Genomic DNA, 26,274 nt, shown 5'->3' with positions numbered 1-26,274 from the left:
TCGAGCTACCTCATCGCGGCGCGAGTTCGCCCATGTAGAGCGCGGTTCGACGGTGCGCGGCGGCATGAGCCACCGCGACTACGCGTCTGTTTCCAAACTGTTCAGCAGGATTCGCGTGAGGCGGTCCAATTCCCGCCGTTCACCGGCGGTCAGCGCGGAAAGAATCCTGGTCTCGTTCGCCACGTGTTCGGTGACCACGGTGTCCACCAGTTCTTGCCCCGCCCGGGTGAGGGCCACGCGCACCGCCCGGCGGTCGTGCGTGTCCGCGACGCGACGCACCAGCCCCACCGATTCCAGCCGGTCCAGTCGCCCGGTCATGCCCGCTCGGGAAAGCATCAGGGTATCGGCGAGCTTCGACGGGTTGAGCTCGAACGGCTCGCCCGCACGGCGCAGTGCCGCGAGCACGTCGAACTCGCCCCGTCGCAAACCGTGTCTGCCGAACACGGTCTCGATCTCGCGCTCCGCGACCAGCAACAGCCTGCTCAGGCGGCCGGCGATGGCCATCGCCTCGAGGTCGAGGTCCGGTCGTTCGCGCCGCCACTGCGCCACGATCGCGTCTACGGGATCGGTCTTCCGTTCGGTCATGGACACAATTCTATTCGGTGGGATATAGTTCGACACTGAATTATCAACTACCAAATCACATGGAGTCCGAGATGAACATTCCCGCCCCGCGCAAAGACGTCGCGATCCGGCAGCCGCAGGACGCGGAGATCTTGAGCACGCAATCGGTCACCATGCGACTGCTGATCGATGCCGAAGAAGCGGGTGGTGGACTGAGCACACTCGAGGTCGGCCTGAAGCGCGGTGCGGACGGCGCGGCGCCGCACTACCACACCCGTTCCGACGAACTGTTCTACGTCGCTGAGGGCGAACTGCAACTACTGGCCGGCGACCGGATCGCCACCGTCGGCGCGGGAGGTTCGATCGTGGTGCCGAAGTTCATGCCGCACGCCTTCGGTGCCGCCCCGGACAGCACGGCGCGGGTCCTGATCGTGCTCGCGCCCGGCGTGCAGCGTTTCGAGTACTTCCGATTGCTGGAGCGGATCGCCGCGGGCGAATCCACGATGGCCGAACTCGCCGCGGCCCAAGACGAGTTCGACAACCACTTCGTCGACGCCCCCGCCTGGTGGGCGGAGCGCAACGCGCATCGGCACTGAGGCCCACCCGACCCCTTGCTCGTATGGCTTCGAGGAGCCTGTCCAGGGTCGGCACGGTGACGGTTACAGATATCGCAGACCGGATGCTGTACCCGTACCGGTTCGTTTCGCGGTAGGCGTGGGATGTCGAGGGGTTTCGACCCGCCGGTATCCGTATCTTCGGTGACGTGAGCACTACCGAGCTGCCCCGGCTCGGGTCGTCCACCGGCCGCTGGATCGTGCTGGCCACAGTCCTCGGATCGTCGGTGGCGTCACTGGACGCGACCGTCATCAATATCGCCTGCCCCGTATCGGCGCCGCACTGCACACCGATGTCGCCGGATTACAGTGGACACTCAACGGCTACACCCTGGCACTCGCCTCGTTCATCCCGCTCGGTGGCTCGTTCGGCGACCGGTTCGGCAGGCGCAAGGTATTCGTCGCCGGTGCCATGGCGTTCGCCGCGGCGTCGTTGCCGTGTGGCGCGGCGGTGAGTATCGAGATGCTGGTGGTCGCGCGGGTGTTGCAGGGCCTGGCCGGTGCCATGCTGACACCGGGCAGCCTCGCGCTGATCTCCGCATCCATCGACAACCATGGCCGGGGTGCGGCGATCGGTCTGTGGTCGGGGTTCGGCGGGGTGGCCGGCGCGTTCGGACCGTTTCTCGGTGGCCGGCTGATCGAGGTGACGGGGTGGCGGTCGATCTTTTTCATCAATGTGCCGCTGGTGCTGGTGGTCGTGCTGGTACCGCTGCGGCATGTGCCGGAGAGCCGTGACCCGAACGCCGCCGCCCGGCTCGATGTCCCCGGCGCGCTGGTGGTCGCGGCGGCGCTCGGGGCGCTGACCCTCGGACTGATCGACGCGATACCGCTGCTCGTGGCCGCCGGCGGGCTGCTGCTCGCGGTGTTCGTGGTGATCGAGGTGCGCAGCGACCACCCGCTGGTCCCGCCGTCGCTGTTCGCCTCGCGGACATTCACCGCGGCCAACCTGGTTACCTTCGCGGTATACGCCGCACTCGGTGGGGTGTTCTTCCTGCTGGTTCTGGAGCTGCAGTTGGTGGCGGGTTATTCGCCGTTGTTGTCGGGAGTCGCCACTGTTCCGGTGACTCTGCTGATGCTGGTGCTCCCGGCACCCGCGGGCCGGTGGGCACAGCGGCACGGCCCCCGGCTGCCTATGACGCTCGGGCCGATCCTCGCCGCGGGCGGGCTGGTGCTGCTGCTGCGGATCGGGCCCGGCGCGTCCTATCCGGTCGATGTGCTGCCCGGGGTGCTCGTCTTCGGTCTCGGGCTGTCGGTGCTGATCGCCCCGCTCGCCGGGGCGGTGCTCGGTGCGGTGGCGGCGAGCGAGGCGGGTATCGCCTCCGGGGTGAACAATGCCGTCGCCCGGACGGCGCAACTGCTCGCGGTGGCGGCGTTGCCTGGGCCGGCCGGTATCTCGGGGGCGCTGGACGATCCGGCGGCCTTCGACTCCGGTTTCGCCACCGCGATGCGGATCTGTGCTGGTTTGCTGCTCACCGGCGCACTGTTGGCCGCGGTGCTGTTACCGCCGCAGCGGCGTGAACCCTACCTGGGCAACGTCGATTGCCTGCCGCAGTGCGGGATCGACGGTCCCGCGGTCGCGCCCGTGCGAACCCCGGGCTGATAGCGGACGGGAATATGCGGTCGGTGACGTCGACACCGGCCGTCGGGCGCGATCACCACGTACACGTCGACCGCCGGCCGAGCCCGGTCGTGTTACCGCCGGTGCGGTCGGACCGGGCCGATTCCGGTGTGGCCAATCGACCCGGATCTCGCAGCGACCGGTCGTGGAGGGCGAGGGGCCCGGCATCGGTGCGGGTTCGCAGTCGTGGACACGGCGCCGGCGGATGCGAGATCGTTATCGCGAGTACGGATCGGATCGCAAATGCCGCGTTGCCGCAACGGTGCCGGGCCCCTCGATCCTGCGGGCCGGTCATAGAATTGTCTGCGGTTGTCGTGACTTGCGGTTTGCCGCGGGCCGGCGGGTCCGTACCGCTACCCGAGGCCCGCTCTTTTGCCCGAACAATTGTCATATCCATATCCGAAGACCCGATCGGGGAGGTGTTTCGGCCATTCGAACCGACGGAGACGCATGGGACATCGTCACCAGTGTGGGACTCACCGCGCTGGGGGTCGCGACGTTCCGGGCAGTGGAATCGGACCATCCCGATCCATTGATCCGCGACGAATACGCGCCGCTGTTCGTCCATGCCGCGGGCGAACCACATTTCCTGGAACTACTGGCCGACCCGCCGAAGATCGGTGATACGCCGTTGGTTCCCGGATTCATGGGATTTCGGACCAAATTCTTCGACGACTTCTTCCTGACGGCCGCCGCGGACGGTATCCGGCAGGCGGTGATACTGGCCGCGGGGCTGGATGCGAGAGCCTATCGGCTCGACTGGCCCACCGAAACCACCGTCTTCGAGATCGATCAACCCAAGGTGCTCGAGTTCAAAGATCGGGTTCTCGCCGAACACGCGGCCATACCGAAGGCCGAACGCCGAACCGTGGCCGTCGACCTGCGCGACGACTGGCCCGCGGCGCTCTCGGCGGCGGGACTGAATGCCGACGAGGCCACGGTGTGGTCGGCCGAGGGTCTGCTGCCGTATCTGCCCGGCGCGGCGCAGGACGCATTGTTCGAACGCATCGATAATCTCTCCGTACCAGGCAGTCGCCTCGGTGTGGAAAGCGCCCCGACGGGCGCGGCGACCATCCATTTCGCGAACCTCGAGTCCAAATACTTCGATAAGAACCCGTTCGGCGATATCGACCCGACCGACCTTTTCTACCGCGACGAAAGAACCGATCCGGAGCAATGGCTGCTCGGCAACGGTTGGTCGGTGCGCGCTGTCGGTTTGGCCGAGCTGGCGACCGCGTACGGTCGGACGGTTCCCGACCTACCCGATGAAATCGAACAGGAGTGGCAACGGCCGCGGTATCTGTCCGCGGTTCGCGGTTCGCGCTGAGGAGGGACACCGGCAGATCTCTCACCGGCCGGCCGCGGGGTTCGGCGGTCGGTGGCGATAGGAGATCGCCCGCTGTCAGTGGCGCTTGGTGATCACGACCGGTTCGACATCCGTGGGTATTTCGGCCAGAGCCGACTCGGGGATGTTCAGCACGGTGGCGAGTACCGAGCGGGGGAGGGCGTTGATCGCGGCACGGATACCGATATCGTCATCGGGTTCGGCAGCGCTGGTGTTGAAAACGATGAAGACCTCGAGGGGTGTGTCGGTCCGCGCGTTTTCGAAATAGTGCAGGAAGCCTTGTGGAGCGAAAACCAGATCCCCCGGATGGGCTTCGAAATTCTCGGTACGGTAGCTGCCGTCGGAGTGAGTGCCGAGGATGGTCCATTTCGCGGTTCCGGAGATATGGTAGTTCAGCTCCCACGCACTGGGATGCCAGTGCGGCTCACGGATCCCGCCCGGCTCCAGCCGGGCGAGGTATGCCGAGCCGTGCTGTCCGGTCAGCGCCGGGAAGTTGCCCTCGTGGGCGCCCCGCAGTGCACCGCCATCGAAGCGCATCGGATCGGCGGACCCGAGGTGAAACAGATGCGAAGAGTTCTGCAGGTTCTCGGCGAGTTCACCGCTGTTCGGCAGCCGAGTCGCCGTCGTGTCCGCGCAGCCGGTGGCGGTGAACAGCCCCGCGCCCAGCGCGGCTCCGCTCAATGCCGCGGCACTGGACCCGAGCGCGGCACGGCGGCTGACGCCCTCGTTGTCGTTTCCGGATACCGAATCGCTCGACATTCGCCTCCATCCTCGGCCGTACCGTTGAGCGCCTGTCACCTGAGCCGACGGAACTGCCTGACACTTTATGATCCGCCCGCCCCGTCCCGGTGAGAATTCTGTTTCGATCGGCCAACGATTCGAGGTCGGCATCCCACGTCAGGGCCGGTGAAGCCGTGGGCGAGCGCGTATTCGCGCGTACTCGACGGGATCGAGATGAGGCTCTGCCGCTCGTCGGCCCCTCGCCGCCGACCGGCATGGTGGTATGTCGACGAAGCCGCGTGCCCGAGCCGCCGTGGCCGTGGAGTTTTGCGGGCCCTTGTCCAGGTAGGTCGGCGAATGAACCCCATGGTCCGATATGCAGCCCCGGATTCCTGTCGAAAGCCATCCGGCCGGTTCACACTGAAGATGTGACGGAGAGTGTGGCGGCGGAATCGCCGCGAATCGATGTGCGCCGTCATGACGCGGTGATCTTCGACATGGACGGGGTGGTGACCGACACCGCCACGGTTCACGCCGCGGCATGGACGGAGTTGTTCAACGCCTACCTGGCCGGCGGACCGGCCGCAGCCGGCCGTGATCTGTCACCGTTCACCGAGGCGGACTATCTGAGGTATGTGGACGGGAAGCCCCGATACCAGGGTGTCGCCGATTTCCTCGCCGCCCGGGGCATCGAACTGCCCTGGGGTGATCCCACCGACCCGGAGACGGCCGAGACCGTGTGCGGTCTCGGCAACCGCAAGGACCGCCTGTTCCGGGAGCGAATCGCCCGCGACGGCGTATCGGTGTTCGCCTCGACCGTCGCGCTGATCCGGCGCCTTCGCTCCGAGGGGATCCGCACAGCGGTGTTCTCCGCCAGCCGCCACTGTGCCCAGGTGCTGGCGGCCGCCGGTCTCGCCGGTCTGTTCTCCGTCCGGGTCGACGGCGTGGACGCCGCGGAGCTGGGCCTTGCCGGGAAACCGGATCCGGCGATGCTGCTCGAGGCGGCACGACGACTGCACGCCGTACCTGAGCGCGTCGTCGTCGTGGAGGATGCCGAAGCCGGGGTCGCGGCGGGCAGAAACGGGGGCTTCGCGCTGGTCATAGGCATTGACCGGGGGGCACACGCCGATCGGCTGCTGGCAGCCGGGGCCGATATCGCCGTCGACGACGCGGCGCGCATAAGGCTTCTCGGCGGGCTTCGGCGGGTAGCCGAGGTTCCGGATGTCTTCGAGCGTTGGCCGGCGTTCTCCGATCTACTGGACGCCGAGAAGGCTGCGGTCCTCCTGGATTTCGACGGCACGCTGGCCGAGATCGTCACCGACCCGGCGGCCGCCCGGCCGGTCGAGGGCGTGGACGCGACGCTGGCCGAGTTGGCGGCCGAATGCCCTGTCGCGGTCATCAGCGGGCGCGATCTCGATGACCTGTGTGAACGTCTGCCTGTCTCCGGAGTCTGGCTTGCCGGCAGCCACGGATTCGAGTTGATGGCACCGGATGGTACGCGCCATGTGCACGATGCCGTTCCCGGCGTGGAGCACGAGTTGGCCGAAGCCGCGGACGAGCTACGCGATCGACTGCGGGACATCCCGGGCGCCCTGGTCGAGCACAAACGGTTCGCGGTCGCCGTTCACTACCGGACTGTATCGGACGAGGCCGTGGGCCGAGTATCGGCCGCGGTCTACGACGTCGGGCGTGAACGAGGGTTGCGGGTTACCTCCGGCCGGAAGATCGTCGAATTGCGCCCGGATGTCGACTGGGACAAGGGCGCCGCGCTGCGCTGGATTCTGGAACGTCTGGCCGTTCCGGCGCTACCGATCTATCTCGGCGACGATATGACCGATGAGGACGCCTTCGACGTTGTCGAGAGGGACGGTCTCGGCATTGTCGTGCGTGACGACGAGAACACCGACAGATTCACCGCGGCCCGGTTCTCCGTCGCAGGGGTACGTCGGGTCCGTGATCTTCTCGAAAGGATGATGCGGCTGCTGCGCGATTCCGGCGCGGATACGTGGGCGCTCACTTTCGAGGGCTACGAACCGGGACAGGAGAAGCTCCGCGAAGCGCTGTGCACGGTCGGCAACGGCTATTTCGCGACCCGTGGCGCGGCACCGGAATGCCGCGCCGGGCAGTATCACTACCCGGGCACCTATGTCGCCGGTGTGTACAACCGGCTCCAGGACCGCGTAGCGGGACAGACCATCGACAACGAGAGCCTGGTGAACCTGCCGAACTGGCTGCCGGTGACATTTCGGATCGACGACGGTGACCGGTTCGATCTCGACACCGCCGAACTGCTGGAATATCGGCAGCGATTGGACATACGCCGGGCGGAGCTGCTCCGCCGATTCCGGGTTCGCGACGAGTCGGGGCGCATCACCTGGGTGACCCAACGTCGGTTCGCGGCCATGCACCGCCCGCATCTGGGCGCGCTGGAGACGACGATCACCGCCGAGAACTGGTCGGGTCGGTTGCGGATCCGCTCGACGCTCGACGGAACGGTCCGCAACGGTCTGGTGGAACGCTACCGCGACCTGTCCGGTACACATCTGACCGAGGTGCGGACCGCAGCACCGTCCTATGATTCGGTGTTGGTCGCCGCGCAGACCAGCGGATCGCGGATACCGGTGGCGGTGGCTACGCGCAACATACTGCGCCGTAACGGAAAGCCGATCGAGACGGCAAGGGAAACGGTTCGCGGTGACGGGTTCATAGGACACGAATTCGATGTCGAGGTACGCGCCGGCGACTCCGTCGTTCTGGAAAAGATGGTGGGGGTGTTCACCGGACGCGATCCCGCCTCGTCGGGGCCCGAGGACGAGGCCGCGCGGTGGGCGGCGGCAACCGAGGACTACGCGGCGTTGTTCGAGGGGCATGTGGGGGCATGGGATCACCTCTGGGCGCGGTTGCACATCGACCTCGACCACAACGAGAACGCGGTGCGCGTCCTGCGCCTGCACCTGCTGCACCTGGTCCAGACGGTGTCGCCGAACACCGTGGATCTCGATGTGGGTGTGCCCGCTCGCGGTCTGCACGGTGAGGCCTACCGCGGGCATATCTTCTGGGACGAACTGTTCGTCTTCCCCGTGTTGAGTCCGCGCTTTTCGGTCCTGACCCGGTCCTTGCTGCGGTATCGCCACCGCCGCCTGCCGGAGGCGCGGCGGGCAGCCGCGGAAGCCGGCCTCGAGGGGGCGATGTTCCCCTGGCAGTCCGGCAGCGACGGACGTGAGGAGAGCCAGCGGCTACACCTGAACCCGCTGTCGGGTCGCTGGAACCCGGACCCGAGCAGCCGCGCACACCACATCGGATCCGCCGTCGCCTACGCCGTGTGGCACTACTACCAGGCCACCGGCGATCTCGAGTTCCTCGCCGAGTACGGCGCCGAACTGCTGGTGGAGATCGCGCGTTTCTGGTCCGGCCTGGCCGACCACGACACCCGGCGCGACCGCTATGTGATCTGTGGTGTGATCGGTCCCGACGAATTCCACTCGGGCTCCCCGCAGGCGCCGGGCTCCGGTGTCGACAACAACGCGTACACCAACATCATGGCCGCCTGGACCATCCTGCGGGCGCTGGACGCGCTCGCGGCCCTGCCTCCCCGCACACGGTCCGAACTCCTGGAGAAACTCCGCGTGCACCCTTCGGAACCACCGCGCTGGCACGAGGTGGCACATCGGATGTACGTACCGTTCCACGAGGGAGTGATCAGCCAGTTCGAGGGCTACGACCGACTGCGTGAACTGGATTGGGACCACTACCGCCGCCGTTACGGCAACATCCAGCGGTTGGATCGGATACTGGAGGCCGAGGGCGATGACGTCAACCGCTATCGCGCGGCCAAGCAGGCGGATGTGCTCATGCTGTTCTATCTGTTCTCGGCCGACGAACTCCGCGAACTGCTCGGGCGCCTCGGCTACGAGCTGCCCGCCGAGATGATTCCCCGGACGATCGACTACTACCTGTCCAGGACTTCGCATGGGTCAACGCTGAGCATCCTGGTGCATTCCTGGGTGCTCGCTCGTGCCAACCGAGACCGGGCCATGGAATTCTTCGATCTGATACTCGATTCGGACGTGGCCGATATCCAGGGCGGGACCACCGCCGAGGGGATCCATCTCGCCGCGATGGCCGGCAGTGTCGATCTGCTCCAGCGCTGCTTCACCGGGTTGGAGATCCGACGTGACCAGTTGATCTTCTGCCCGTACTGGCCGAAATCGCTGGGCGCTCTGTCGTTTCCGATGGTGTATCGGGGCCACAGGCTGACGGTGCGCGTCAGCGGCGACCACGTCGAGGTGTGTTCGGAGCCCGGGGGCGCGCCCCCCATCGAGGTGGTTTGCCGCGACCAGGTGGCGCGGCTGTCGACCGGGGAGACCGTTCGGATGGCGGGTCGTCCGCATTCGTGAGCGGAAGCGCTGCTACCGCGATACGGATGATACGGATGATTCCGCGCCCGAATTCAGCACCCTGTCGAAGCCGGTGTCGAGGCACTTGGCGAACACCGGCAGGTCGGGTACCGCTGCCGTGTCGATATTTATCCCGATACAGCAGGTTCCGATATGGGAGACGAGGGTGGCGTTGAAAGCCGTTCCCAGGGTCGGGCCGAAAGCGTGGATACGTTCGACCTCGGCGCCGGCGAGATACAACGGAACCGGCGAGCCCGGCACATCGGAGGCGACGAAATCGACGTGCTTCAGCATCTCCGCGAATGCTCCGCTCGGCAGTCGGTTGAACACCGCCGCCACCGCGTTGGACCACGGTATCGCGGGTTCGTGCCGCCACTGTTCGACGTGGGAGTGCACGGTTCGCATCATGTCCGTGACATCGTCGATATCGGCGGGGAGTCCGAACCTCGCCAGGGTGATCCGGTTACCGCCGATGGGGTCGCCGGCTGTCCGGACACTGATCGGCATGGTGAGGCGGACCTGCGCGAGCGGTGCGTCGTGTCGGACGTGATATGCCCGCAAACCCAGCAGCAACGCGGTGAGATAGGCATCGTTCACGGTGCACCCCGCCCGACGTGCGGAGTCGGACAGCCGGTCGAGCGGGACCTCGAGCACCGTCAACCGCCTTCCCAGGCCACGTGCGGTCATCACGGGCGAGAGTGTCGTGGTGACCGGCCGGGCGAGCCGCGCCAGGGACAGGGCCAACGCCGTACCGCTGCGAACGGCCCGGATGGGGTCGGTCAGCGTCTGCCGCGCGGTGGAAGCCGCCGCCGTCAGCCCACTGCGAAGCAGTCCGTACCCGGTGGACCAGTTCCAGGTCACGATATCGCCGAGCGTTCCTCGCGCGGGTTCCACGGGTTTGCGGGCCGGTTCGCGTTTCGTTCCCTCCCGCGTGAGATCGAGTATCTCTCCGGCGATCTGGATACCGCCGATCCCATCGGTCAGGCTGTGGTGCACCTTGAGAACGGCAGCGCTTCCGCCACCCGGCAGGCCGGTCAGCACGGTGAACGTCCACAGTGGCCGGGCCGGATCGAATGCGGTCATGATCTCGGTCCGCGCGAATTCGAGTACCGTGGCCAGATCGGCCGGAGGCGGCAGGGCGGCCCGGCGCAGATGCCAGGACAGATCGAAATTCGGGTCCGGTGTCCACCGCGGCGGCGCGAGGTCCATCGGCGCGGTGGACAGTACGTGTCGCAGCCTCGGTACGACACGGGTCCCCCGGGCCAACACGTGGACCAGGCCTTCCCAGTCCGGTTCCGTATCGAGAACCAGTACCGTGGCGATGGTCGAGCGCAGCGTGGGGTCCTGTTCCATGCTCCAGGCGAACAGGTCCGATTGGGTCATATGGGGGTCGGGCGAGCCCATGGTCGGCTGCTTTCGGATGTGATGAGGATCGGCGAACCACCGACACCTTCAGAGTGCCTCCTCGGCCGGGCTCTCGGCAGAGACGAAGGTCACCTATCCACGGGCGAAAAAGCCGTCCCGCCCCATCGAGCCGAGACGGGGCGGGATGACGACCCCTGGGAGCGGGCATGACACAGGCGTTCCGATATGAGACCGGCGCATCATGCGGCTTCGCGGCGTACCGGTCGAAATCCGCGGTCGGCTCGTGGGTCGAACGTCCCTCGAGATGGTGACACGTTGCACTGCCGACCGGCGTGGTGGACGCGAGATCGTGAAGGACAGCTCGAATTCACGAGAGAGGTTTCCGCCATGGAAGTAGTCGGACCGATCGCCTTGCTCGGGCATGCGGCACCGGTCGTGTCGAGGGTCGCGGCTCGTTACCCGGGCCCGTCGCGGCGAGTGGCCTGACGGTCGGGACGGACGGGCAGGAGGTCGATCCATGCACGCGAAGGTGGGGGACTGGCTGGTGGTCGAGGGACGCAGTGTCGGCGGGACCGTCCGGCACGGGCTGATCGAAGAGGTACATGGGAGCAACGGCTCGCCGCCGTATCTGGTCCACTGGACCGATACCGGGCACCGGGCGCTCACCTTTCCCGGTCCGGATGCGCATGTGCTCACCGGCGAGGAGCTTCGTGCCAGGGAGGAGATCACCGCGGCGCATTTCTCCTCGGACCGCGATCGGGCGCTTCCGCGCTTCACGGGCCGCACGTGAAAGACGGGCCCCGCCGCCGACCGCACCGCGCGTCAGGGCGCGAGAGCCGTTTCACCGCGCCGGCGAGCCGGTGCCCTCACGAAGTGGCGGTTCCGCAGCCGAACGGCCACTGGGTCGACGACGAGTTCCACCCGGCGTCTGCCGTTCACCTCGGCCTCATGGTGTCCCTGCACGGTGGCGGCATGATCCTGCCCACCATTCCCGACGCCGACACGCTGTCGGCCGCGGCGATGATGGGCACGGGGCGTGATGTGGTCACCCGGTCTCGTACCGCCCGCCTGAGGTCCTCCGACGTCATCCCGGCCGGTATTTCCGTGACCGACCTCGGTGACATGGGGCGTTCGGTCTTCGATGTGATCCCGCGCCGCAGGTCGCGATTGTCGGATTCGGCGCCCGATTCCCGACCACCGTCTCCGGACTGCTCCAAGAGCGTCTGTAGGCCACCTTTCGCCGGAACGAGGGAGGCGCGAATACCCCGGGCTCGCGACGATCCGCTCCGGCGTCGACTTCCTCACCGGCACCGGTTGGCCGGCGAGCACGGCCACGGCGTCACCTGCCGCGCCGTTGGTCACCCCGACGCGAGGACCTTTGTCTCTGGTCGGTGATCGGTACCCGCGCGATGCTCGAAGCAGCGATGTGCATCCGGTTCGTATCGGGACGACCGCACCGTCGAAAGAGGTTGATCCAGATGTTGCGCTACCCATCACTGCCGGTTCGGCTGTGGCGGCGGCGGCCGTGGAGCACCAATCCGTTGATGCGCGGGTCGGATCGGCTCGAGAGTGTGGTGTGGATGGTCGTTGTCGTGGTGATGATGGCCGTGATACCGATCGCCGGAGCAGCGGGAACCGCGGAGTACACATCCGCCGCGGAACGAATCCGAGTGGAGAACGCGACCAAGGCGGCGGTGACGGCAACGGTGCTCGAGGAACCGAAACGCATCGCCGGCGCGGAGTCCGAGCAAGCGATGACCGATCGTTTCGAAGCGCCCGTTCGCTGGGTTCGCGAGGGGCAGGAGCGAACGGCCACCATCGAGATTCCCCTCGCGACGAAACCCGGTGATCGGCTGCCGATGTGGATCGGCGGCGATGACGGTCCGACGACCCCGCCGCAGCCATCCGCTGCGGCCGCCACCTCTGGAATTGTCGTCGCCTTGGCTCTGTTCGCCGAGGTCTGGGTCGGTGCGGTGGCCCTCGCGTGGATCACCGGCGCACTGCTGAACGTGCGCCGCCACATGCGATGGGATCGGGAATGGCGGCTTATCACCGGACCGATGGGAAAGGAATTTCGATGAGATCGCACACCAGCGAGCCCGTGGGCGCGACCGGGGGGACTGTCTCACCGGAAACGCGGCCCGGCCCATCGGTCGTCGTCGCCGTCGACGGTTCGGGTAGTTCTTATCACGCGACGGCATGGGCGGCGACCGAGGCGGGACTACGTCACCGCCCGCTGCGCATCGTGATCTCCGTGGGGGTTCCGCGGAGATTCGGCCCGGCCTTGGTCCTGAGTGAAGAGGATCTCGGGTTGCTGCGTGCCGAGGGAGACCGGGTGCTCACCGAAGCGGCCCGGGTAGCCAGGGTGTCGGGCGGAGAGACACTTGCCATCGATACCGAGATAACCGATGGGCCGATCGTCCCCGACCTGATCGACCGTTCGCTGCGAGCGGTCATGCTGGTCGTCGGCAGCCGTGGACTCGGCGCGATTCGGCGCGGTCTGCTCGGCTCGGTGAGCTCGGCGATCACTCGACATGCGCACTGCCCGGTCGCGGTCGTCCACTCGAGTTCGGCCACCGACCCGGTATCGGCCGGTAAGCCTGTTCTGGTCGGAGTCGACGGCACCGCCAACAGTGTGCCCGCGGTCGAGCTCGCCTTCGCGGAAGCGTCGTGGCGCAAGGTGGGGTTGACCGCCATGCATGTATGGAGCGACACGAGCGGAATCGATCTGCCGCTGGCGGAATGGGAGCCGCTGCGGCAACGGGAGGGTGCGGTGCTGGGTGAGAGTCTCGCCGGCTTCGGTGAGCGCTACCCGGAGGTGTCGGTTGGGCGGATCCTCATGCGCGACCGTCCCGTGCGCGCGTTACTCGACGAATCGGACAATGCCCAGCTGCTCGTGACGGGCAGCCATGGCCGTGGTGGGTTCACCGGCATGCTGCTGGGCTCGACCAGCACGGCGCTACTGCATTCGGTGGAGTGCCCCATGATCGTGGTGCGGGACGGCCGAGCGAAACCCGCGAACCGGCCAGAATCCGCTGGGCGCGGGTTGTGACTTTGTGCCCTGACCACGTGTCCTCCCGAGGCCTGATGATCGATCCCGCAGAGCCCGTCGAGACGAGGAGGAAATATGAGCACAGCGCGTGAGGTCATGCATCCCGATGTGGTGAGCATCAGTGTGCGGGACACCATGGACACCGCCGCCGAACGGATGCGGCAGCGCGATATCGGCGCACTGCCGATCTGCGACGGCGAGGGCCGTCCGGTGGGGATCGTCACCGATCGCGATATCGTGGTGAACTGCCTCGCCCTCGGACACAACCCGACCACCTCCACCGCGGGGGAATTCGCGCAGGGAGACGAGTTGCGCACGGTGGATGCCGACGCCGATGTGGCCGATGCGCTCACGGTGATGGAGCGGTATCAGGTTCGGCGGTTACCGGTGACCGCCCGGGGGCGTCTCGTCGGGATCATCACCGAGGCGGATATCGCGCGGAGCATGTCCGCGGAGACGACCGGCGAATTCGTCGAGAGGGTGTGCGAGCAGAAGTTGCCGCTACGGGCCGAGGAGCCCGTTGGTTGATGGATGCCGGTGATCGAGTAGGTACCGGTTGGTGTGAGCGGGGACGGCCACCTCGATCGGAACGGCGGCCCATGGCTCGGCTCACCACTGTCCCGACGGTACCGGCGGGCGACACCGGCGTAATCTCCACCGCAGTATCTCGTCGGCACCCCAGACCAGAATCGGAAAGGGCAATACCAGCGCGATCATCCAAGGGACAAGGGCAGCGGTGCCGAATACGTCCTGCGGTGGTGGCAGGTAGACGAGTGCCGCGGCGAATACGATCTCGAAAACGCAGCCCGCCAACAACAGCCGGTTGCTGGTGAGACCGATATTCCCCGGATCGGGCCGGCCGTCGGCATCCCAGTCCCGCCATGCTACCGCGAGCACACGCAGACCACGCGCGGTCAACTCGTCGAGCCGTGCCCGTACCCGGTCCGGCGCCGTACTCTCCGCCCACCCGACGCAGCGGGGCAGAGCGGCCTCGGGAGCGCCTTTGACATGGACCTTCGTCACGCCATCCACCTCGTCCACCGTGGACATCATCTTTCGATGCGGGTCGAACGGATTGATCGCGCGCCGATACAGGTCCCGCTGTGCCGGCGAAAGCGCCGTATCGTTCTCGGCCGCGTACCGCAGTAGCGCGATCTCCATGGGATCGCCGCCGTCGCGGACGCCGAGTTCGGCCGTGGAGCATCACGCGACTATCTCGGCGGTGTCCCGAGGGTTTCCGCTGATCTCGGCGACGTGCATCGCGTTGAGGGTCAGGGTTCCGGTCTTGTCGGTGCAGACGACCGTGGTCGCGCCCAGCGTCTCGACCGCCGACAGGCGTTTGACCACGGCCCCGCGCCGAGCCATCACCCGTACACCCGCGGCGAGTGCGAGGGTGATCGTCGGCAGCAGTCCTTCCGGCACGTTGGCAACCAAGAGGCCGATGGCGAACAGGAACGCGGCCCCAGCGACAAGCCCGCCGGCAGGCCCAGCGGCAGGAACGCCGCTCCGGCGCCGACGGCAACGGCGGCGATGAGCCAGGCCACCCGGCGCACCTGGTGCTCGAGGGGGCTCTCCTCCGGTCGTACATGCTGAGACAGGGCCGCGATCCGACCGAGTTCGGTGTGCACACCCGTTCCGTACACCAGCGCGCGGCCCGCTCCACTCACGCACGCCGTGCCACTGAAGGTCAGGACGGGGGAGTCCAGGGACCGGTCGGCGTGGTCGGGTTCGGCGGCGCTGCGGGTGAGGATGTCGGACTCTCCCGTGAGCGCCGACATGTCGACCTCGACCGTCCCATCGATCAACCGGGCGTCGGCCGGGATACGTTCGCCCTCCTCGACCAGGAGGACATCTCCGCGGACCAACAGCACGGCATGGATCCGAGACCGCCGATGATCCCGCATCACCCAGACCTGATCGGGCAGGAAACGACCCAAGGCCGCGACCGCGTGTTCGGCCTGGTTCTCCTGCCAGAATGCGAGAACCGCGTTGAGCACGATCACGACGAGGATCGCGATGCCCAGGGAAGTCGCCCCGGTGCCCGCCGCCAGGGCCGCCGCGACCCACAGCAGGAGCGCGAGGGTATGACCGAACTGGCGGCCGATCGCGGACCACCACGGCCGTCCGCGGGGCAGCGGAAGCTCGTTGGATCCGTACAGGTCCAGTCTGCGTGCCGCCTCCCGGGAAGCGAGGCCGTCCGGGCTCGTCCGAAGATCGCGCGTCAACGCCGACACCGGTTCGCGTGGATCGATAGCGTGCGGACTCCGTGGCGCCTGGGTTGTCATCGGCTCCGGTAGCGACCGGGAGATGCGGTCGTCATCGGTGCCTGCGCCGGGCATCGTCACCGGCCCCGGTGCGTGACCGCGAGCGGACGGTCGGCGTACCGGGCCGGGCGGCCGGTGGGGAGCCGAGGTGCCCCGAGGCTCCGGATGTAGCGCCGCCGCCGGCCCGGTAACAGGGGGCCGTGGGGTGGGTGACCCATCGGTGCCCACAACTGCCGCGCCGGTCAGCTCATGCCGCACCACATACGTACTGTCCATATCCGTGTACCCTCCGCCCTCGTCCCTGACTCCGTACGGTAGGAAGGCCGGGCGGGTATCCGCTGGTGGCGTTGGCTCCGAACCGATGGGCCCAAAGACCATGCCACCGCATGGGGCCGGGATTCACCGGAAACACCGGCCCGTGCGATATCGCCGCAACCCGGCTGTGCCGATCGCCGCCACGTGCGGAATCCGTTCGAGGACCTACGTCCCCCGAGCATGGCCCGGTGGGCCCTGTGCGCGTCCGGGGGTGCGGAGAATAGTTGGTGGTGTCGGCCGCTGAGGAATGTTCGGCGCTTACTCGTCCTTCGCCGGTCCGCGAGTAACCGATTCGCCGCGGCGGCCGGCGCCACGACGATCCGGACACGATGCGGAGGACGCCGTGATGATCGAGCTCATGGGGCTCGCCAAGGCCTATCGCGGCTTTCTCGCGCTGGACGATGTGACATTGCGGATCCCCGGCGGGGTGGTCTTCGGCTACGTTGGGCCGAACGGGGCAGGCAAAACCACCACCATCCGCATCCTGGTCGGCCTTATGCGGCCGACGCGCGGTCGCGCCCGCGTCTGCGGCGCGGATACGGTGCGAGAACGGGAAACGGCGCAATGTCATATCGGGTATCTGCCGGGGCAGTTCGTCGCCTACCCCGACCTGACCGCCGAGCAGTATCTGGACTATCTCGCCCATCTTCGCGGCGGCGTCGATCCGACCGTGTGCCGAGGTATGGTCGACCGGCTCGACCTGGACCCCACAATCCGCATCGGCGCGATGTCGCACGGTAACCGGCAGAAGGTCGGCATCGTGCAGGCCTTCATGTCCGAGCCGGACGTGTTGGTGCTCGACGAGCCGACCACCGGCCTCGATCCGCTGGTGCAGCGGGAGTTCCTCGCCATGATGCGTGAGGTCTGCGCTGCCGGGCGCACGGTCTTCCTGTCCTCGCATGTGCTGTCGGAGGTGGAAGCGGTGGCCGATACCGTCGGCATGCTGCGGAAGGGACGGCTTATCGAGGTCCGCTCCGTCGCCGAACTCACACGCCGGACACTACGTCGCATCGACCTGCTGTTCGCCGCGGCGCCGCCGGATCTGAGCGGGTTGCGGCACCTTCCCGGTATCCGACAGATTCACCAGAACTCACACCGGGTGCAGATCGAAGTGGAAGGTTCGACCGCGGAACTGCTGAAAGCGATCGCCCCGTACGACGTCGTCGACATCGTGAGCCGTGAACCGGATCTCGAGGAGGTATTCCTCGGCTACTACGGACAGGACTGACCGCCGTGCTACGTACCGTGTACTCGAAGTGTCTGCGCGATCAACGACGCGGGCTCGTTGGTTGGAGCGTGGGAATCGCCGCGCTCGTAATGCTGGAAAGCGCGTTGTGGCCGTCGATTTCCGGTATGGCGGGAATACGGGAGTTTCTGAAGAACTATCCCGAACCACTGCGCGAGCTGTTCGATCTGGACGAATTCGGCACCGGTGCGGGTTTCCTCAACGCCGAGCTGTTCAGCATGCTGCTGCCGATCCTGTTCCTCGTGTTCGCGATCGGCCGCGGTGCCAGGGCGATCGCCGGCGAAGAGGAAAACGGCACACTGGAGGTGTTGCTGATCACCAGGGTGTCACCGGTGCGGCTCCTGCTCGAGCAGGCGGCGGTGCTCGTCACCGCGGTGCTCGTACTCGGTGCGGTGCTCTTCGGCGCAATTGTCGCGTTCTCGGCGGTGTTCGGCCTCGATATCCCGGTCGGTTCCGCGCTGACCGGTGCATTGGCCATGGTGCTCATCGGTGTCGAATTCGGCTGGTTCGCTCTGGCGGTCGGCGCGGCGACCGGCAGGCGAATCCTCTCGATGGCCGTCGCCTCGGTGTTCGCGGTGGGTGCCTATGTGCTGTATGTGGCGAGCAAACTGGTCGACGCTGTGCGCCCCTGGGGACCGTTGTCACCGTTCCACCAGGCCATCGAGGGTGGTCCGCTCGGTGCCGGACTCCCGGCCGCGTATGGATGGCTGCTCCTGGCCGGGGCTCTCGCACTGCTGGTCGGGCTGCCGATCTTCGACCGTCGCGATATCGCCGGAGTGTGATCACGAGGCGCCGCGGCGGCTTCTCCGGGGAACGACACGGGCATTCGGGTCGGCAGGTCGCGGTAGTCCGGGCAGTACGCGATCGATCAGGCTTTCGAGCCTGCCGTCGGGATCGAATTCCCAACCGCAGTAGCGGTGGGTCACGGAAACGGCGTCGTAGACACCCAGCGCGGCGAGGCAGGCCAGCCACTCGGCTCCGGCGATATCGATCGTGGGCGGCGTCACCGACCCCATGGTGTCGGCGGTGAACAGGAACTGCGCGTGGACCGAGTGAAGTGTCGGGTGAGTATGGGTCGACAGGAGGTCGTAGATCGCTGTCGGTGCCTTCGTATCGACGGCAAGAGCGGCCGACCTCGCGAGCAGGTCGAAGAACCACCGCACTGTGTCGGTGGGACCGAGACACACTTGGCCGTGAATCGTTCGTTTGCCGAAATCGTGTCCGCTCGTTCCGGGGAAGACGGCGGCGATCTCCGCTCGCAGCCGGATGAAACGTGCCGTCGCCGCCAGACAGGCCGGGGATCGGTTCCCCCGTAGGTACCCGCTGATCTTTTTCTCGTATTCGGCGCTCATGTCATTGTCGATGTAGGCCCGCGCGAGCCGGTTCAGTGCGGGTTCGGCCGTCGGTTGGCTCCCGATGATCCATCTGGCGCGCGCACAGTCCTCGAGGATCGCTCGCGTCAGAGGCCACGGCGCGGCAACCACCTCGCCGGTGTCGAGCAGTGCGGCGAGCCCGGCGCACTGGGCGGCTGCGAGTTCCAGATAGCCGAGGACGGCCTCGAGCACGAGTCGTTCATTGCTGACGGCGGCGACAGCGCGGAATGCAGCGAGGTCGGAGGCGCAGACCGAGCCCGGTGCGGCGATTCGGTGGTGGTCCGCACCGACGCGGGCGGAGGCGTCGCGACAGCCTCGTAAAAGCAGGGCCAGCTCGGTCAGCCGTCGCCGGGCGGCGCCGGAGACTCGGCTGCTGTGCGTCATCGTGGCCGTCCCCACCCTGCCCACTGCTCACAGTCCGACGGCTTGGTCGGCGCCACGCGGAAGGGGGACCGGTTCAGCATGATCGACAGCCGGATACCCCGACGATGCCGGGACGGGTGGCGGTATGCGAGTCGAGTCCGGGATCGGTGCAGTGCAGCACCTGGTCGGGTCGGCTGCCGGTGCGAAAGGCGGTGGTCCCCTTCGCATCGGCGGCCATTGCCGCGATCAGGTCCTGCTCGTCGTAATGTTCGATCGGCCCGGCCGGCAGGGGAACGGTCCGCGGTGCGGGGCGCCGTGGCAGCGGACGTGCCGACGGCGTACTCGCATACAGCGTCGGTTCCGTCCGCGTGAAGGTTTCCGCGCGGTACCGCTCCTGCCGCAGGAGCAGTATCCGATGGGTGAGGTCGACGACCGGGCCGAGCGGGGACCGCTCCAGGGCTCCTGCCGCGGCAGCCGCGATACCCAGTGCCAGGTCGGCTTCGGCGGCACCGAAGCGCCGCTCGAGCGGACCGCGCAGCAGCTCCTGGTTCTGTATGAACGCGATGAGTAGCGTGAGCTCGACCTGCGCCGGTCGCCCGGGTAGACGCAGCAGGGAGCCGATCGTGGCCGTGGCCGCCGCGGCCACATCGATGAACGCGGCGACAAGGTAGCGCGCCGGCATGGTCCGGTCAGTGGGGTGTTCCGTGTCGGCCGCGGTGAAAGGACCCGCCGCATCGGCGGCGACCTCGGCCTCTCGCACCGCGGCGATAACGGCGGCCTTGTCCAATTCGCCCTGCGACCTTCCGGCGACCACAAGACGTCCGCAGCCGAGGTCGAGGCCCGTCCAGGCCACTCCCGGCAGGCGGCCGACCCGCGCGGTGAGGTCCGCGACGAATGTCTCCAAGCGGTCCGGCGCCGAACCGGCAACACCGACATGCAGGTGGTCGCCGGCGGACCACACAGCACGCGCATGGCCCACGGCGTCGGACAATACGGTCTGCAGCGCGTTCACCCCCGCCCTCGGGGCACGCAGCGACCTTCCGATATACCCGCCGAACATCACGACCTCCCACCAAGGGCACGGGGCATGCGTTGAGCATGGTCGGTCGACAGTGCCGGCTGCAGAGGCGAAAGTCCTCGCTCCGGGTCCGGTGGGAAGCCCGGAGTCAACTCGTCGACCCGGCAATGATCACCGGCACCTCGGCCCTGTGCAGGATGGCCTGCCCGACCGAACCGAGCGTCCGCCCCGCGAAACCGCCGCTCCTGTGGCTGCCGACGACGATGAGTTGAGCGTGGTCGCCCGCCTCGAGCAGTCGCCGGTCGGGGCGGTCCTCGACCACGATCCGTCGCACCGGAACCTCGGGATACGTTTCGCCGTATCCGGCCAGGCTTCGGGAGAGCATCCTCGCCCTCTTCCTGCATCTCGGCGAGTGAGCTGTAGCGCAGGAAATCCGACCAGGTGTGCACCGCGACCAGTTCGACACCGCGGAACGCGGCCTCGTCGAAGGCGATGTCGACAGCGTGCACACTGCTCGGTGAGCCGTCGACACCGACCACAACCAGGCCGTCCATGGGACCGATGGATTCCGGGACAAGGGCGACCGGACAAGCGGCATGCCGGGCCAGTGCGGTGCTCACCGGGCCCGGCGGTCTGCGGCCGAAGATGCCGAACCTGGGTGCGCCGAGGACGAATAGCCGCGCGGTCGCGGAACGATCGCGCAGTACCGGAATCGGGGGCGCGTTCACCAGTTCGGCGCTGATGTCGAGTCCGGTGAGCGGCGCGGATTCGGCGACAGCGGCCGTGCGCGCGATTTCCAGCGCCTCCAGTCCGCTCTGCCGGCAATCATCGACGTCGCACTGTCGGGGGTCGATGCCAGGTCCGGAGTCACCCAGCGCTCCGATCGCGCAGACGAGGCGTAGCGGCGCGCGGTGGCGGACGGCGTCGGCTGCGGCCCAACGTAAGGCCGCGAGCGTGCGGGGAGAGCCATCGATACCGGCGAGGATCGGGGGATGGCCGGTAGCGCACATCTGTTTCGCCTCTTTCCGATTCCCACGGGACCCGATGCCGGACCGGTCGGTGGTGAGGCACGGCACTGCGCGGCCCTATGTGCCGCGTACGAGTCCCTACTTCGTCCGCACCGCAGGCTCCTTCAGTGGTCGGGACGAGGTCTGCCGGCGGGTGGAGCGGCAGGCCGGTGCGAAGCGGCCGGCCGAGACGCACGGCGGTCGGGCCGGTGGCCTGCCGTCGGCATCGACGACGGGAGGTCTGCGTCGGACACGAACCGTCGATCCACCGCACAGGATCGGAATCGGCAGGACCAATGGCTCTCTCCTCGGCGACGATCGGACCTGCCGCCGCAGCGCGTCCAAGGCCACGCTGGGGTCGAGAGGAGGTCCGCGATGTTCTTCGACGATCGTCGTGACGCCGGCCGTCGTATGGCGGAGCGAAAGGCCTCCGGGACGATGATGTCGTCGTGGTGGCCCTGCCGCAGGGTGGTGTTCCGGTGGCCTACGAGGTGGCACGGAGGCTGGGTGCCCCGCTGGATGTGATCGTGGTGCGCAAACTCGGCGTTCCATATCAGCCGGAACTCGCTTTCGGGGCGCTCGGCGAGGACGGAGTCCGGGTGATCAACGACCGGGTCGTCGCCGAGACGAAACTCGCGCGCGAAGAGATGGCGAAGGTGGAGCGCCGCGAACGCAGGGAGCTTTCGCGGCGGACCGAGCGGCTGCGGCGCGCACACCCGTGCGTACCCCTGTCGGGCAGAACCGCGATCGTTATCGATGACGGTATCGCCACCGGCGCGACAGCTCGCGCCGCCTGCCGGGTGGCCCGGGCGCGCGACGCGCGACGTGTCGTGTTGGCCGTTCCGGTGGCGCCCCGTGACACGGTGATGTCGCTGCGGGATGTGGCCGACGAAATGGTCTGCTTGGAGGCGCCTCCGTGGTTCGGCGCTGTGGGATGTTGGTACCGCCGTTTCGGCCAGGTAACCGACGCCGAGGTCAAGCTTTTGCTCCGTGCCGCGGGAAACCGCCGCGACCTGTCCCGGCGGTCCGTGCGCGATCCGCCGTCGTGCGACGGGGACCTGCAGGTCTCGGTCCGGGAAGGGCGGCTGGTCGGGCATCTCACCATCCCGGAGCATCCGCTCGGGATGGTGGTGTTCGCGCACGGCAGCGGCAGCAGCCGCCACAGCCCACGCAACCGTTTCGTGGCCGAGGTGCTGAACCGGGCCGGGTTGGGCACCTTGCTTGTCGATCTGCTCACCCCGTACGAGGAATTCGCCCGGCCACAGGTTTTCGATATCGGGTTGCTGGCGCGGCGATTGCTCGCTGTCACCGTCCGGTTGATCGATCGAGATGATGTCGCCGGGCTGCGGATCGGGTACTTCGGCGCCGGCACAGGCGCCGCCGCGGCGCTTCGGGCCGCGGCAGGTCCCGGTATGAGGATCGCCGCGGTGGTATCGCGTGGTGGTCGTCCGGATCTCGCGGGATCGGCACTCGCGGCGGTGCGCGCGCCGACGCTGCTGATCGTGGGCGGGCACGACCATGTGGGGCTGCAGCTCAACCGCCATGCGACACGGGAGATGCCGGGCGAGACCGTGTTGGTCGTGGTGCCCGGCGCCACACACCTGTTCGCCGAGCCGGGCGCGTTGGAGAAGGTCGCCGAACTCGCGTGCGATTGGCTGGTCACCCGGCTGGCGCCCGCATCGGCGGTCGATAGCGGGACGAGTAGATGGCGATGACCTCGATTCGTGTTCTGTCGGACGACGCCGATCCGTTACCGGTAGCGGCGGCCGACCGTACGTAACCAGGGGCGGCCGTTCAACGGTCGGGAAGAGCCGTGGCGTCGTCGATCACCTCGACATGGCGCACCCCGTCGACAGTGCGGGCGAGAGCGGCGACAAGGTGCTCTTCACTCGAGTCGGCGTAGATACCGCGGATCGTCACGTCCCCGTCGGACACCTCGATCGTCCATTGCCGCCGGCTTCCGGCGTAATCGTCGAGCAGTGCTCGGATCTTCGCCTCGATGGTGCCGTCGTCGTTGAGCAGAGCGCGCAACAGGTCACGGCGGGACACGATTCCGACGAGCAGCCCGGCCTCCACGACCGGTATCGACCGCAATCGGGCGGTGAGCATACGATCCGCGATCGTGGCGGTGTCGGTGGCGGGAGTGACCACCTCCACCGGAATGGTCATCGCGGCTTCGACGGTGGTGGTTTCCGGTCCGGCGGCCGCTGCCATCGCGTCGGATTCGGAGAGCATCCCGATCACCCTGCCCTGTTCGTCGACGACCGGGAGCGCGGCGAATCCGTGTCCGGTCAGTAGGGTGACCGCATCCCGCAACGGTGTTTCCGGTCGTACCGTCACCACGGGCCGGCTGAGGATGTCACGTGCATGCATCGGTTACACCCGGCCATCGCGCACGACGATCATCGGGCACTCCACCGAAGGCAGCAGCGCGGCACTGGTGGAGCCGAGCAGCATGCCGGTGAAGCCGCCGCGGCCGTGGCTTCCCGTGACGATGAGCTGCGCGTACTCGGCTTCGGCGAGCAAGGACCGCACCGGGCGATCCCGTACCAGAGCCCGCCGGACCGAAACGTCCGGATAGCGCTCGCCGAATCCCGCGAGGCGTTCGGCGAGCAGTTCGTCCTCCTGCTGTCGCGTAACAGCCCCACCCTCCGATGGCAGGACGGTCCCGCCGGTGTCGTTCCAGGCGTGCAGGGCGACCACGCCGACTTTGCGCCACGACGCCTCCTCGAAGGCCAACTGGATCGCGGGCATGCTGTTGGCGGTTCCGTCCACCCCGACCAGCACCGGCTTGTGCGCCGAGCCCGCGTTTGTCGCCGCCGCCGAGGAGACGACCGCGACCGGGCAGTGCGCGCGCCGGATGACCGCCGAGCTCACCGAGCCGAGCAGCTCACGTCGGTAGGCACCGAGCCCACGGTTGCCGACCACGAGCATGCGGACGTGCGGTGAGCGGTCGATCAGCTCGGGCACGATCGGCCTGTCGACCACCTCGGTGCCGATGGCAACGGTCTCCCCGGCCACTGCCGACCGGGCCGTCCGAGCGGCCTCGGTGAGTACCTGTTCTCCTTCGACGCGCAGCCGCTGCCCGGCCGCGTCGGACAGTACCGGCCCGGGACCGAATGTGCCCGGTACCGCGATCGAGGTGACGATCTGCAGCGGGCAGCGACGCAGCCCCGCGTCCACCGCAGCCCATGCCACCGCGTGGTGCGAGGCCGCCGAACCGTCCACGGCGGCAATGATCGGCGGATTGAGCCGGGGCGCCGCCGAACTCGGCCCAGCGGCGCCGGCGGGTGCGTTCGGTTGTGACATCATCGGAATTCCTTTCCCCTCGGGTGTCCGAACCGTTGTCACTCCCGGCCCACTCGACACCCCGGGCGTAGGTCCGGCGGACAACCGGTACCCCAGCGGTGGCCCGAATTCTTCCGACAGTGCCGTCACACCGGCACGAACCCGGTGCGACGCGATGCTTCCGAGCATGCGCGGGACCACCGACCACCGGACAGAGACGAAGGTCATCGGCGAGGTGCCGAGTGGCCTTCTTTCCGGCTCCTCGGGTGTCCGACCGGATGTCGAAGTGGGATCGGCAGGGACGATCGGCCCACTCAACGGCAACTTTCTTCCCTAGAGCGGCAGGCGGCGGGGGCGAAGACTCGCGGATGGACACCGATTCAGCACCGACCACGCCGGAGGTTCCATGTCGCGCCACGACGATGTCCCTGCTTCCGCGGTGTCGCCCGCATCCGACGGCGCAGGTGTTGTCGGTGGAAGCTCGGAGGTGAGTTGACATGCCGAGGGCAACCATTCCGCTGGGGCGGATCGCCGGAATCCGGATCGGCGCACACTGGTCGGCTCTGGTCACCATCGGATTGTTCACCTGGTTGCTCGGGAGCGGTCTCGCCGATGCCTACGGCAGTTCCGTCGAGGTCTGGCTCGCCGCCGCGGTTGGCGCGGTCGGTCTGTTCGGTTCGCTACTCGCGCATGAGCTCGCCCATTCCGTTGTCGCGCACCGCAGCGGCGTTCGGGTCGAGCGCATCGTATTGTGGCTCCTCGGTGGTGTGTCCGAACTCGGCGACGAGCCATCCGACGCTCGCTCGGACCTCCGCATCGCCGTGGCGGGACCACTCACCAGCATGGTGCTGGCGGCCTGGTTTTTCGGCATCGCCGCTGCTGTCGGCACCTCGGCCGGAGAGCCGATTCATGCCGCTATAGGGTGGCTGGCCGCGATGAATCTCGTGCTCGCTGTATTCAATCTGCTTCCGGCGGCGCCGTTGGACGGTGGACGGGTCCTGCGTGCGGTGATCTGGCGGATGAGCGGGGACCGGCTGCGTGCGGCGACCGTCGCCGCCCGCAGCGGCCGCATGCTCGGGCTCGCCCTCATCGTTGTCGGCGCAGCCGAACTGATCGTGATCGGCAACGCGGGCGGCCTGTGGTTGGTACTGCTCGGTTGGTTCCTCTCGTCCTCGGCCAATGCCGAACTCGCCGCGGTCGGGATTCGGCATCGGCTGGGTGATATCCGCGTCGGCGATGTGATGACCACTCACCCGGTTACGGTTCCGGAGGCCTGGTCGATCGCCGATTTTCTGGCTTCACCCGCGGCCGAGACCGGGCATCAGGTGTTTCCGGCCATCGACGCGGATGGTCGGCCGACCGGGGTGTTGGCCTGGTCGGATCTGACGCGGTTGCCCAGGTCGGCCCGGCAGGCGGCAACCGTGCGGTCGATCGCTCGCCCCCTTTCGGTCGGCGCGCGGACTCGTGAGAATGCCCTGCTTCGTGATGTCGTTTCGCACGCGGTACTGCGTCCGGATCTCGATCTGGTTGCCGTAGTCGATGCCGCCGGACGGCTCACAGGCGTGGTGACCGCCACCGACCTCACGGTGGCCTGCCAGCGCAATGTTCTCGGTCTGCCGGTACAGGGTCGTTTATCCGGCAAGCCGCGGCAGATCCGCGTGGAGACACCCGGCCGGGAGGAATCCGAGGATCACCGCTGATACACGGCACAGCGCCCACGGTGAA

Annotated in this window: 21 protein-coding genes and 3 pseudogenes; 13 read left to right on the top strand and 11 right to left on the bottom strand. The window is 67.6% G+C overall.

Annotated elements, in window-relative coordinates; all coding sequences use genetic code 11:
• Positions 1-78: 78 nt before the first annotated feature.
• Entirely contained in the window at positions 79-585 is a 507-nt protein-coding gene (locus ON20_RS31795; protein ID WP_174361959.1) for a MarR family winged helix-turn-helix transcriptional regulator, read from the bottom strand.
• Positions 586-656: 71 nt separating this feature from the next.
• Here ON20_RS31795 and ON20_RS31790 point away from each other — a divergent pair, with 71 nt between their 5' ends.
• From ON20_RS31790 to ON20_RS31780, 3 genes and pseudogenes are all read left to right on the top strand, one after another.
• Positions 657-1,160 (top strand): cupin domain-containing protein, encoded by a 504-nt coding sequence (locus ON20_RS31790; protein WP_040841942.1) that lies wholly within the window; start codon positions 657-659, stop codon positions 1,158-1,160.
• A gap of 167 nt (positions 1,161-1,327) precedes the next feature.
• Positions 1,328-2,778: pseudogene (locus tag ON20_RS31785) on the top strand (MFS transporter).
• A gap of 448 nt (positions 2,779-3,226) precedes the next feature.
• Positions 3,227-4,123 (top strand): class I SAM-dependent methyltransferase, encoded by an 897-nt coding sequence (locus ON20_RS31780; protein ID WP_040841941.1) that lies wholly within the window; start codon positions 3,227-3,229, stop codon positions 4,121-4,123.
• Between the two features lie 75 nt (positions 4,124-4,198).
• Here ON20_RS31780 and ON20_RS31775 read toward each other — a convergent pair whose 3' ends face one another.
• Positions 4,199-4,900 carry a cupin domain-containing protein gene (locus tag ON20_RS31775; RefSeq protein ID WP_040841843.1) on the bottom strand — a complete coding sequence of 234 codons (702 nt, stop codon included), beginning with the start codon at positions 4,898-4,900 and terminating at the stop codon, positions 4,199-4,201.
• Positions 4,901-5,289: 389 nt separating this feature from the next.
• Between ON20_RS31775 and otsB the strand changes: the two genes are divergently transcribed.
• Positions 5,290-9,258 carry a trehalose-phosphatase gene (gene otsB, locus ON20_RS31770; RefSeq protein WP_281032943.1) on the top strand — a complete coding sequence of 1,323 codons (3,969 nt, stop codon included), beginning with the start codon at positions 5,290-5,292 and terminating at the stop codon, positions 9,256-9,258.
• Between the two features lie 12 nt (positions 9,259-9,270).
• Here otsB and ON20_RS31765 read toward each other — a convergent pair whose 3' ends face one another.
• Entirely contained in the window at positions 9,271-10,662 is a 1,392-nt protein-coding gene (locus ON20_RS31765) for a wax ester/triacylglycerol synthase domain-containing protein (protein ID WP_040841842.1), read from the bottom strand.
• A gap of 478 nt (positions 10,663-11,140) precedes the next feature.
• Between ON20_RS31765 and ON20_RS31760 the strand changes: the two genes are divergently transcribed.
• From ON20_RS31760 to ON20_RS31740, 5 genes are all read left to right on the top strand, one after another.
• Positions 11,141-11,413, top strand: a complete 273-nt coding sequence (locus ON20_RS31760; protein WP_040841840.1) for a DUF1918 domain-containing protein — start codon at positions 11,141-11,143, stop codon at positions 11,411-11,413.
• Between the two features lie 83 nt (positions 11,414-11,496).
• Positions 11,497-12,018: a 2-oxo acid dehydrogenase subunit E2 gene (locus tag ON20_RS31755; RefSeq protein WP_040841838.1), complete on the top strand. Its 522-nt coding sequence runs from the start codon at positions 11,497-11,499 to the stop codon at positions 12,016-12,018.
• Positions 12,019-12,101: 83 nt separating this feature from the next.
• The gene (locus tag ON20_RS31750) at positions 12,102-12,704 is read left to right on the top strand and encodes an Rv1733c family protein (protein ID WP_157229172.1); all 603 of its coding nucleotides are present in this window, start codon (positions 12,102-12,104) and stop codon (positions 12,702-12,704) included.
• A complete protein-coding gene (locus ON20_RS31745; RefSeq protein ID WP_051163714.1) occupies positions 12,701-13,675 on the top strand; it encodes a universal stress protein in 975 nt (324 codons plus the stop codon). The genes ON20_RS31750 and ON20_RS31745 overlap by 4 nt, the downstream gene beginning before the upstream one ends.
• Before the next feature lie 75 nt (positions 13,676-13,750).
• On the top strand, positions 13,751-14,203 hold the full coding sequence (locus ON20_RS31740) for a CBS domain-containing protein (protein ID WP_040841833.1): 453 nt from the start codon (positions 13,751-13,753) through the stop codon (positions 14,201-14,203).
• Positions 14,204-14,284: 81 nt separating this feature from the next.
• On the opposite strand, the gene ON20_RS38390 is transcribed toward ON20_RS31740, so the two are convergent.
• Genes ON20_RS38390 through ON20_RS38380 form a run of 3 tightly spaced genes read right to left on the bottom strand, consistent with a single transcriptional unit; the run spans position 14,285 to position 15,960 of the window.
• On the bottom strand, positions 14,285-14,836 hold the full coding sequence (locus ON20_RS38390; RefSeq protein WP_051163713.1) for a cation transporting ATPase C-terminal domain-containing protein: 552 nt from the start codon (positions 14,834-14,836) through the stop codon (positions 14,285-14,287).
• A 42-nt stretch (positions 14,837-14,878) separates the two neighbouring features.
• Positions 14,879-15,040, bottom strand: coding sequence for a hypothetical protein (locus ON20_RS38385; RefSeq protein WP_218002736.1), 162 nt, complete (start codon positions 15,038-15,040; stop codon positions 14,879-14,881).
• Positions 15,040-15,960, bottom strand: a complete 921-nt coding sequence (locus ON20_RS38380) for a P-type ATPase actuator domain-containing protein (RefSeq protein ID WP_368853950.1) — start codon at positions 15,958-15,960, stop codon at positions 15,040-15,042. The genes ON20_RS38385 and ON20_RS38380 overlap by 1 nt, the downstream gene beginning before the upstream one ends.
• 640 nt (positions 15,961-16,600) lie before the next feature.
• On the opposite strand from ON20_RS38380, the gene ON20_RS31730 reads away from it, so the two are divergent.
• Positions 16,601-17,482: an ABC transporter ATP-binding protein gene (locus ON20_RS31730; RefSeq protein WP_040841937.1), complete on the top strand. Its 882-nt coding sequence runs from the start codon at positions 16,601-16,603 to the stop codon at positions 17,480-17,482.
• 5 nt (positions 17,483-17,487) lie between these two features.
• Positions 17,488-18,282 (top strand): ABC transporter permease, encoded by a 795-nt coding sequence (locus ON20_RS31725; RefSeq protein ID WP_040841831.1) that lies wholly within the window; start codon positions 17,488-17,490, stop codon positions 18,280-18,282.
• Here the strand turns inward: ON20_RS31725 and ON20_RS33785 are convergent, their stop codons facing one another.
• The 3 genes and pseudogenes from ON20_RS33785 to ON20_RS31710 form a co-directional block, all read right to left on the bottom strand.
• The gene (locus tag ON20_RS33785; RefSeq protein ID WP_051163710.1) at positions 18,283-19,257 is read right to left on the bottom strand and encodes a hypothetical protein; all 975 of its coding nucleotides are present in this window, start codon (positions 19,255-19,257) and stop codon (positions 18,283-18,285) included.
• A gap of 73 nt (positions 19,258-19,330) precedes the next feature.
• A complete protein-coding gene (locus tag ON20_RS31715; RefSeq protein WP_157229171.1) occupies positions 19,331-20,296 on the bottom strand; it encodes a hypothetical protein in 966 nt (321 codons plus the stop codon).
• Positions 20,297-20,402: 106 nt separating this feature from the next.
• Positions 20,403-21,264, bottom strand: a pseudogene (locus ON20_RS31710) (universal stress protein).
• 372 nt (positions 21,265-21,636) lie between these two features.
• Between ON20_RS31710 and ON20_RS31705 the strand changes: the two are divergent.
• Positions 21,637-22,976: pseudogene (locus ON20_RS31705) on the top strand (phosphoribosyltransferase family protein).
• 79 nt (positions 22,977-23,055) lie between these two features.
• On the opposite strand, the gene ON20_RS31700 reads toward ON20_RS31705, so the two are convergent.
• Both ON20_RS31700 and ON20_RS31695 read right to left on the bottom strand, forming a co-directional pair.
• A complete protein-coding gene (locus tag ON20_RS31700) occupies positions 23,056-23,634 on the bottom strand; it encodes a CBS domain-containing protein (RefSeq protein ID WP_040841826.1) in 579 nt (192 codons plus the stop codon).
• A gap of 3 nt (positions 23,635-23,637) precedes the next feature.
• Positions 23,638-24,573 carry a universal stress protein gene (locus ON20_RS31695; RefSeq protein WP_245547606.1) on the bottom strand — a complete coding sequence of 312 codons (936 nt, stop codon included), beginning with the start codon at positions 24,571-24,573 and terminating at the stop codon, positions 23,638-23,640.
• Between the two features lie 473 nt (positions 24,574-25,046).
• Between ON20_RS31695 and ON20_RS31690 the strand changes: the two genes are divergently transcribed.
• Entirely contained in the window at positions 25,047-26,249 is a 1,203-nt protein-coding gene (locus tag ON20_RS31690; protein ID WP_083865571.1) for a site-2 protease family protein, read from the top strand.
• The last annotated feature ends 25 nt before the right edge of the window (positions 26,250-26,274 follow it).

It is taken from the genome of Nocardia brevicatena NBRC 12119 (genome assembly GCF_000308495.1).
GTDB lineage: Bacteria > Actinomycetota > Actinomycetes > Mycobacteriales > Mycobacteriaceae > Nocardia > Nocardia brevicatena.
This window is presented reverse-complemented; position numbering and strand designations above follow the sequence as displayed.

Coding starts and splice junctions, on each gene's coding strand:
- ON20_RS31795 (WP_174361959.1), bottom strand. CDS start 585: ATGACCGAACGGAAGACCGATCCCGTAGACGCGATCGTGGCGCAGTGG.
- ON20_RS31790 (WP_040841942.1), top strand. CDS start 657: ATGAACATTCCCGCCCCGCGCAAAGACGTCGCGATCCGGCAGCCGCAG.
- ON20_RS31775 (WP_040841843.1), bottom strand. CDS start 4,900: ATGTCGAGCGATTCGGTATCCGGAAACGACAACGAGGGCGTCAGCCGC.
- ON20_RS31765 (WP_040841842.1), bottom strand. CDS start 10,662: ATGGGCTCGCCCGACCCCCATATGACCCAATCGGACCTGTTCGCCTGG.
- ON20_RS31760 (WP_040841840.1), top strand. CDS start 11,141: ATGCACGCGAAGGTGGGGGACTGGCTGGTGGTCGAGGGACGCAGTGTC.
- ON20_RS31750 (WP_157229172.1), top strand. CDS start 12,102: ATGTTGCGCTACCCATCACTGCCGGTTCGGCTGTGGCGGCGGCGGCCG.
- ON20_RS31745 (WP_051163714.1), top strand. CDS start 12,701: ATGAGATCGCACACCAGCGAGCCCGTGGGCGCGACCGGGGGGACTGTC.
- ON20_RS31740 (WP_040841833.1), top strand. CDS start 13,751: ATGAGCACAGCGCGTGAGGTCATGCATCCCGATGTGGTGAGCATCAGT.
- ON20_RS38390 (WP_051163713.1), bottom strand. CDS start 14,836: ATGGAGATCGCGCTACTGCGGTACGCGGCCGAGAACGATACGGCGCTT.
- ON20_RS38385 (WP_218002736.1), bottom strand. CDS start 15,040: ATGGCTCGGCGCGGGGCCGTGGTCAAACGCCTGTCGGCGGTCGAGACG.
- ON20_RS38380 (WP_368853950.1), bottom strand. CDS start 15,960: ATGACAACCCAGGCGCCACGGAGTCCGCACGCTATCGATCCACGCGAA.
- ON20_RS31730 (WP_040841937.1), top strand. CDS start 16,601: ATGATCGAGCTCATGGGGCTCGCCAAGGCCTATCGCGGCTTTCTCGCG.
- ON20_RS33785 (WP_051163710.1), bottom strand. CDS start 19,257: ATGACGCACAGCAGCCGAGTCTCCGGCGCCGCCCGGCGACGGCTGACC.
- ON20_RS31715 (WP_157229171.1), bottom strand. CDS start 20,296: ATGTTCGGCGGGTATATCGGAAGGTCGCTGCGTGCCCCGAGGGCGGGG.
- ON20_RS31700 (WP_040841826.1), bottom strand. CDS start 23,634: ATGCATGCACGTGACATCCTCAGCCGGCCCGTGGTGACGGTACGACCG.
- ON20_RS31695 (WP_245547606.1), bottom strand. CDS start 24,573: ATGATGTCACAACCGAACGCACCCGCCGGCGCCGCTGGGCCGAGTTCG.
- ON20_RS31690 (WP_083865571.1), top strand. CDS start 25,047: ATGCCGAGGGCAACCATTCCGCTGGGGCGGATCGCCGGAATCCGGATC.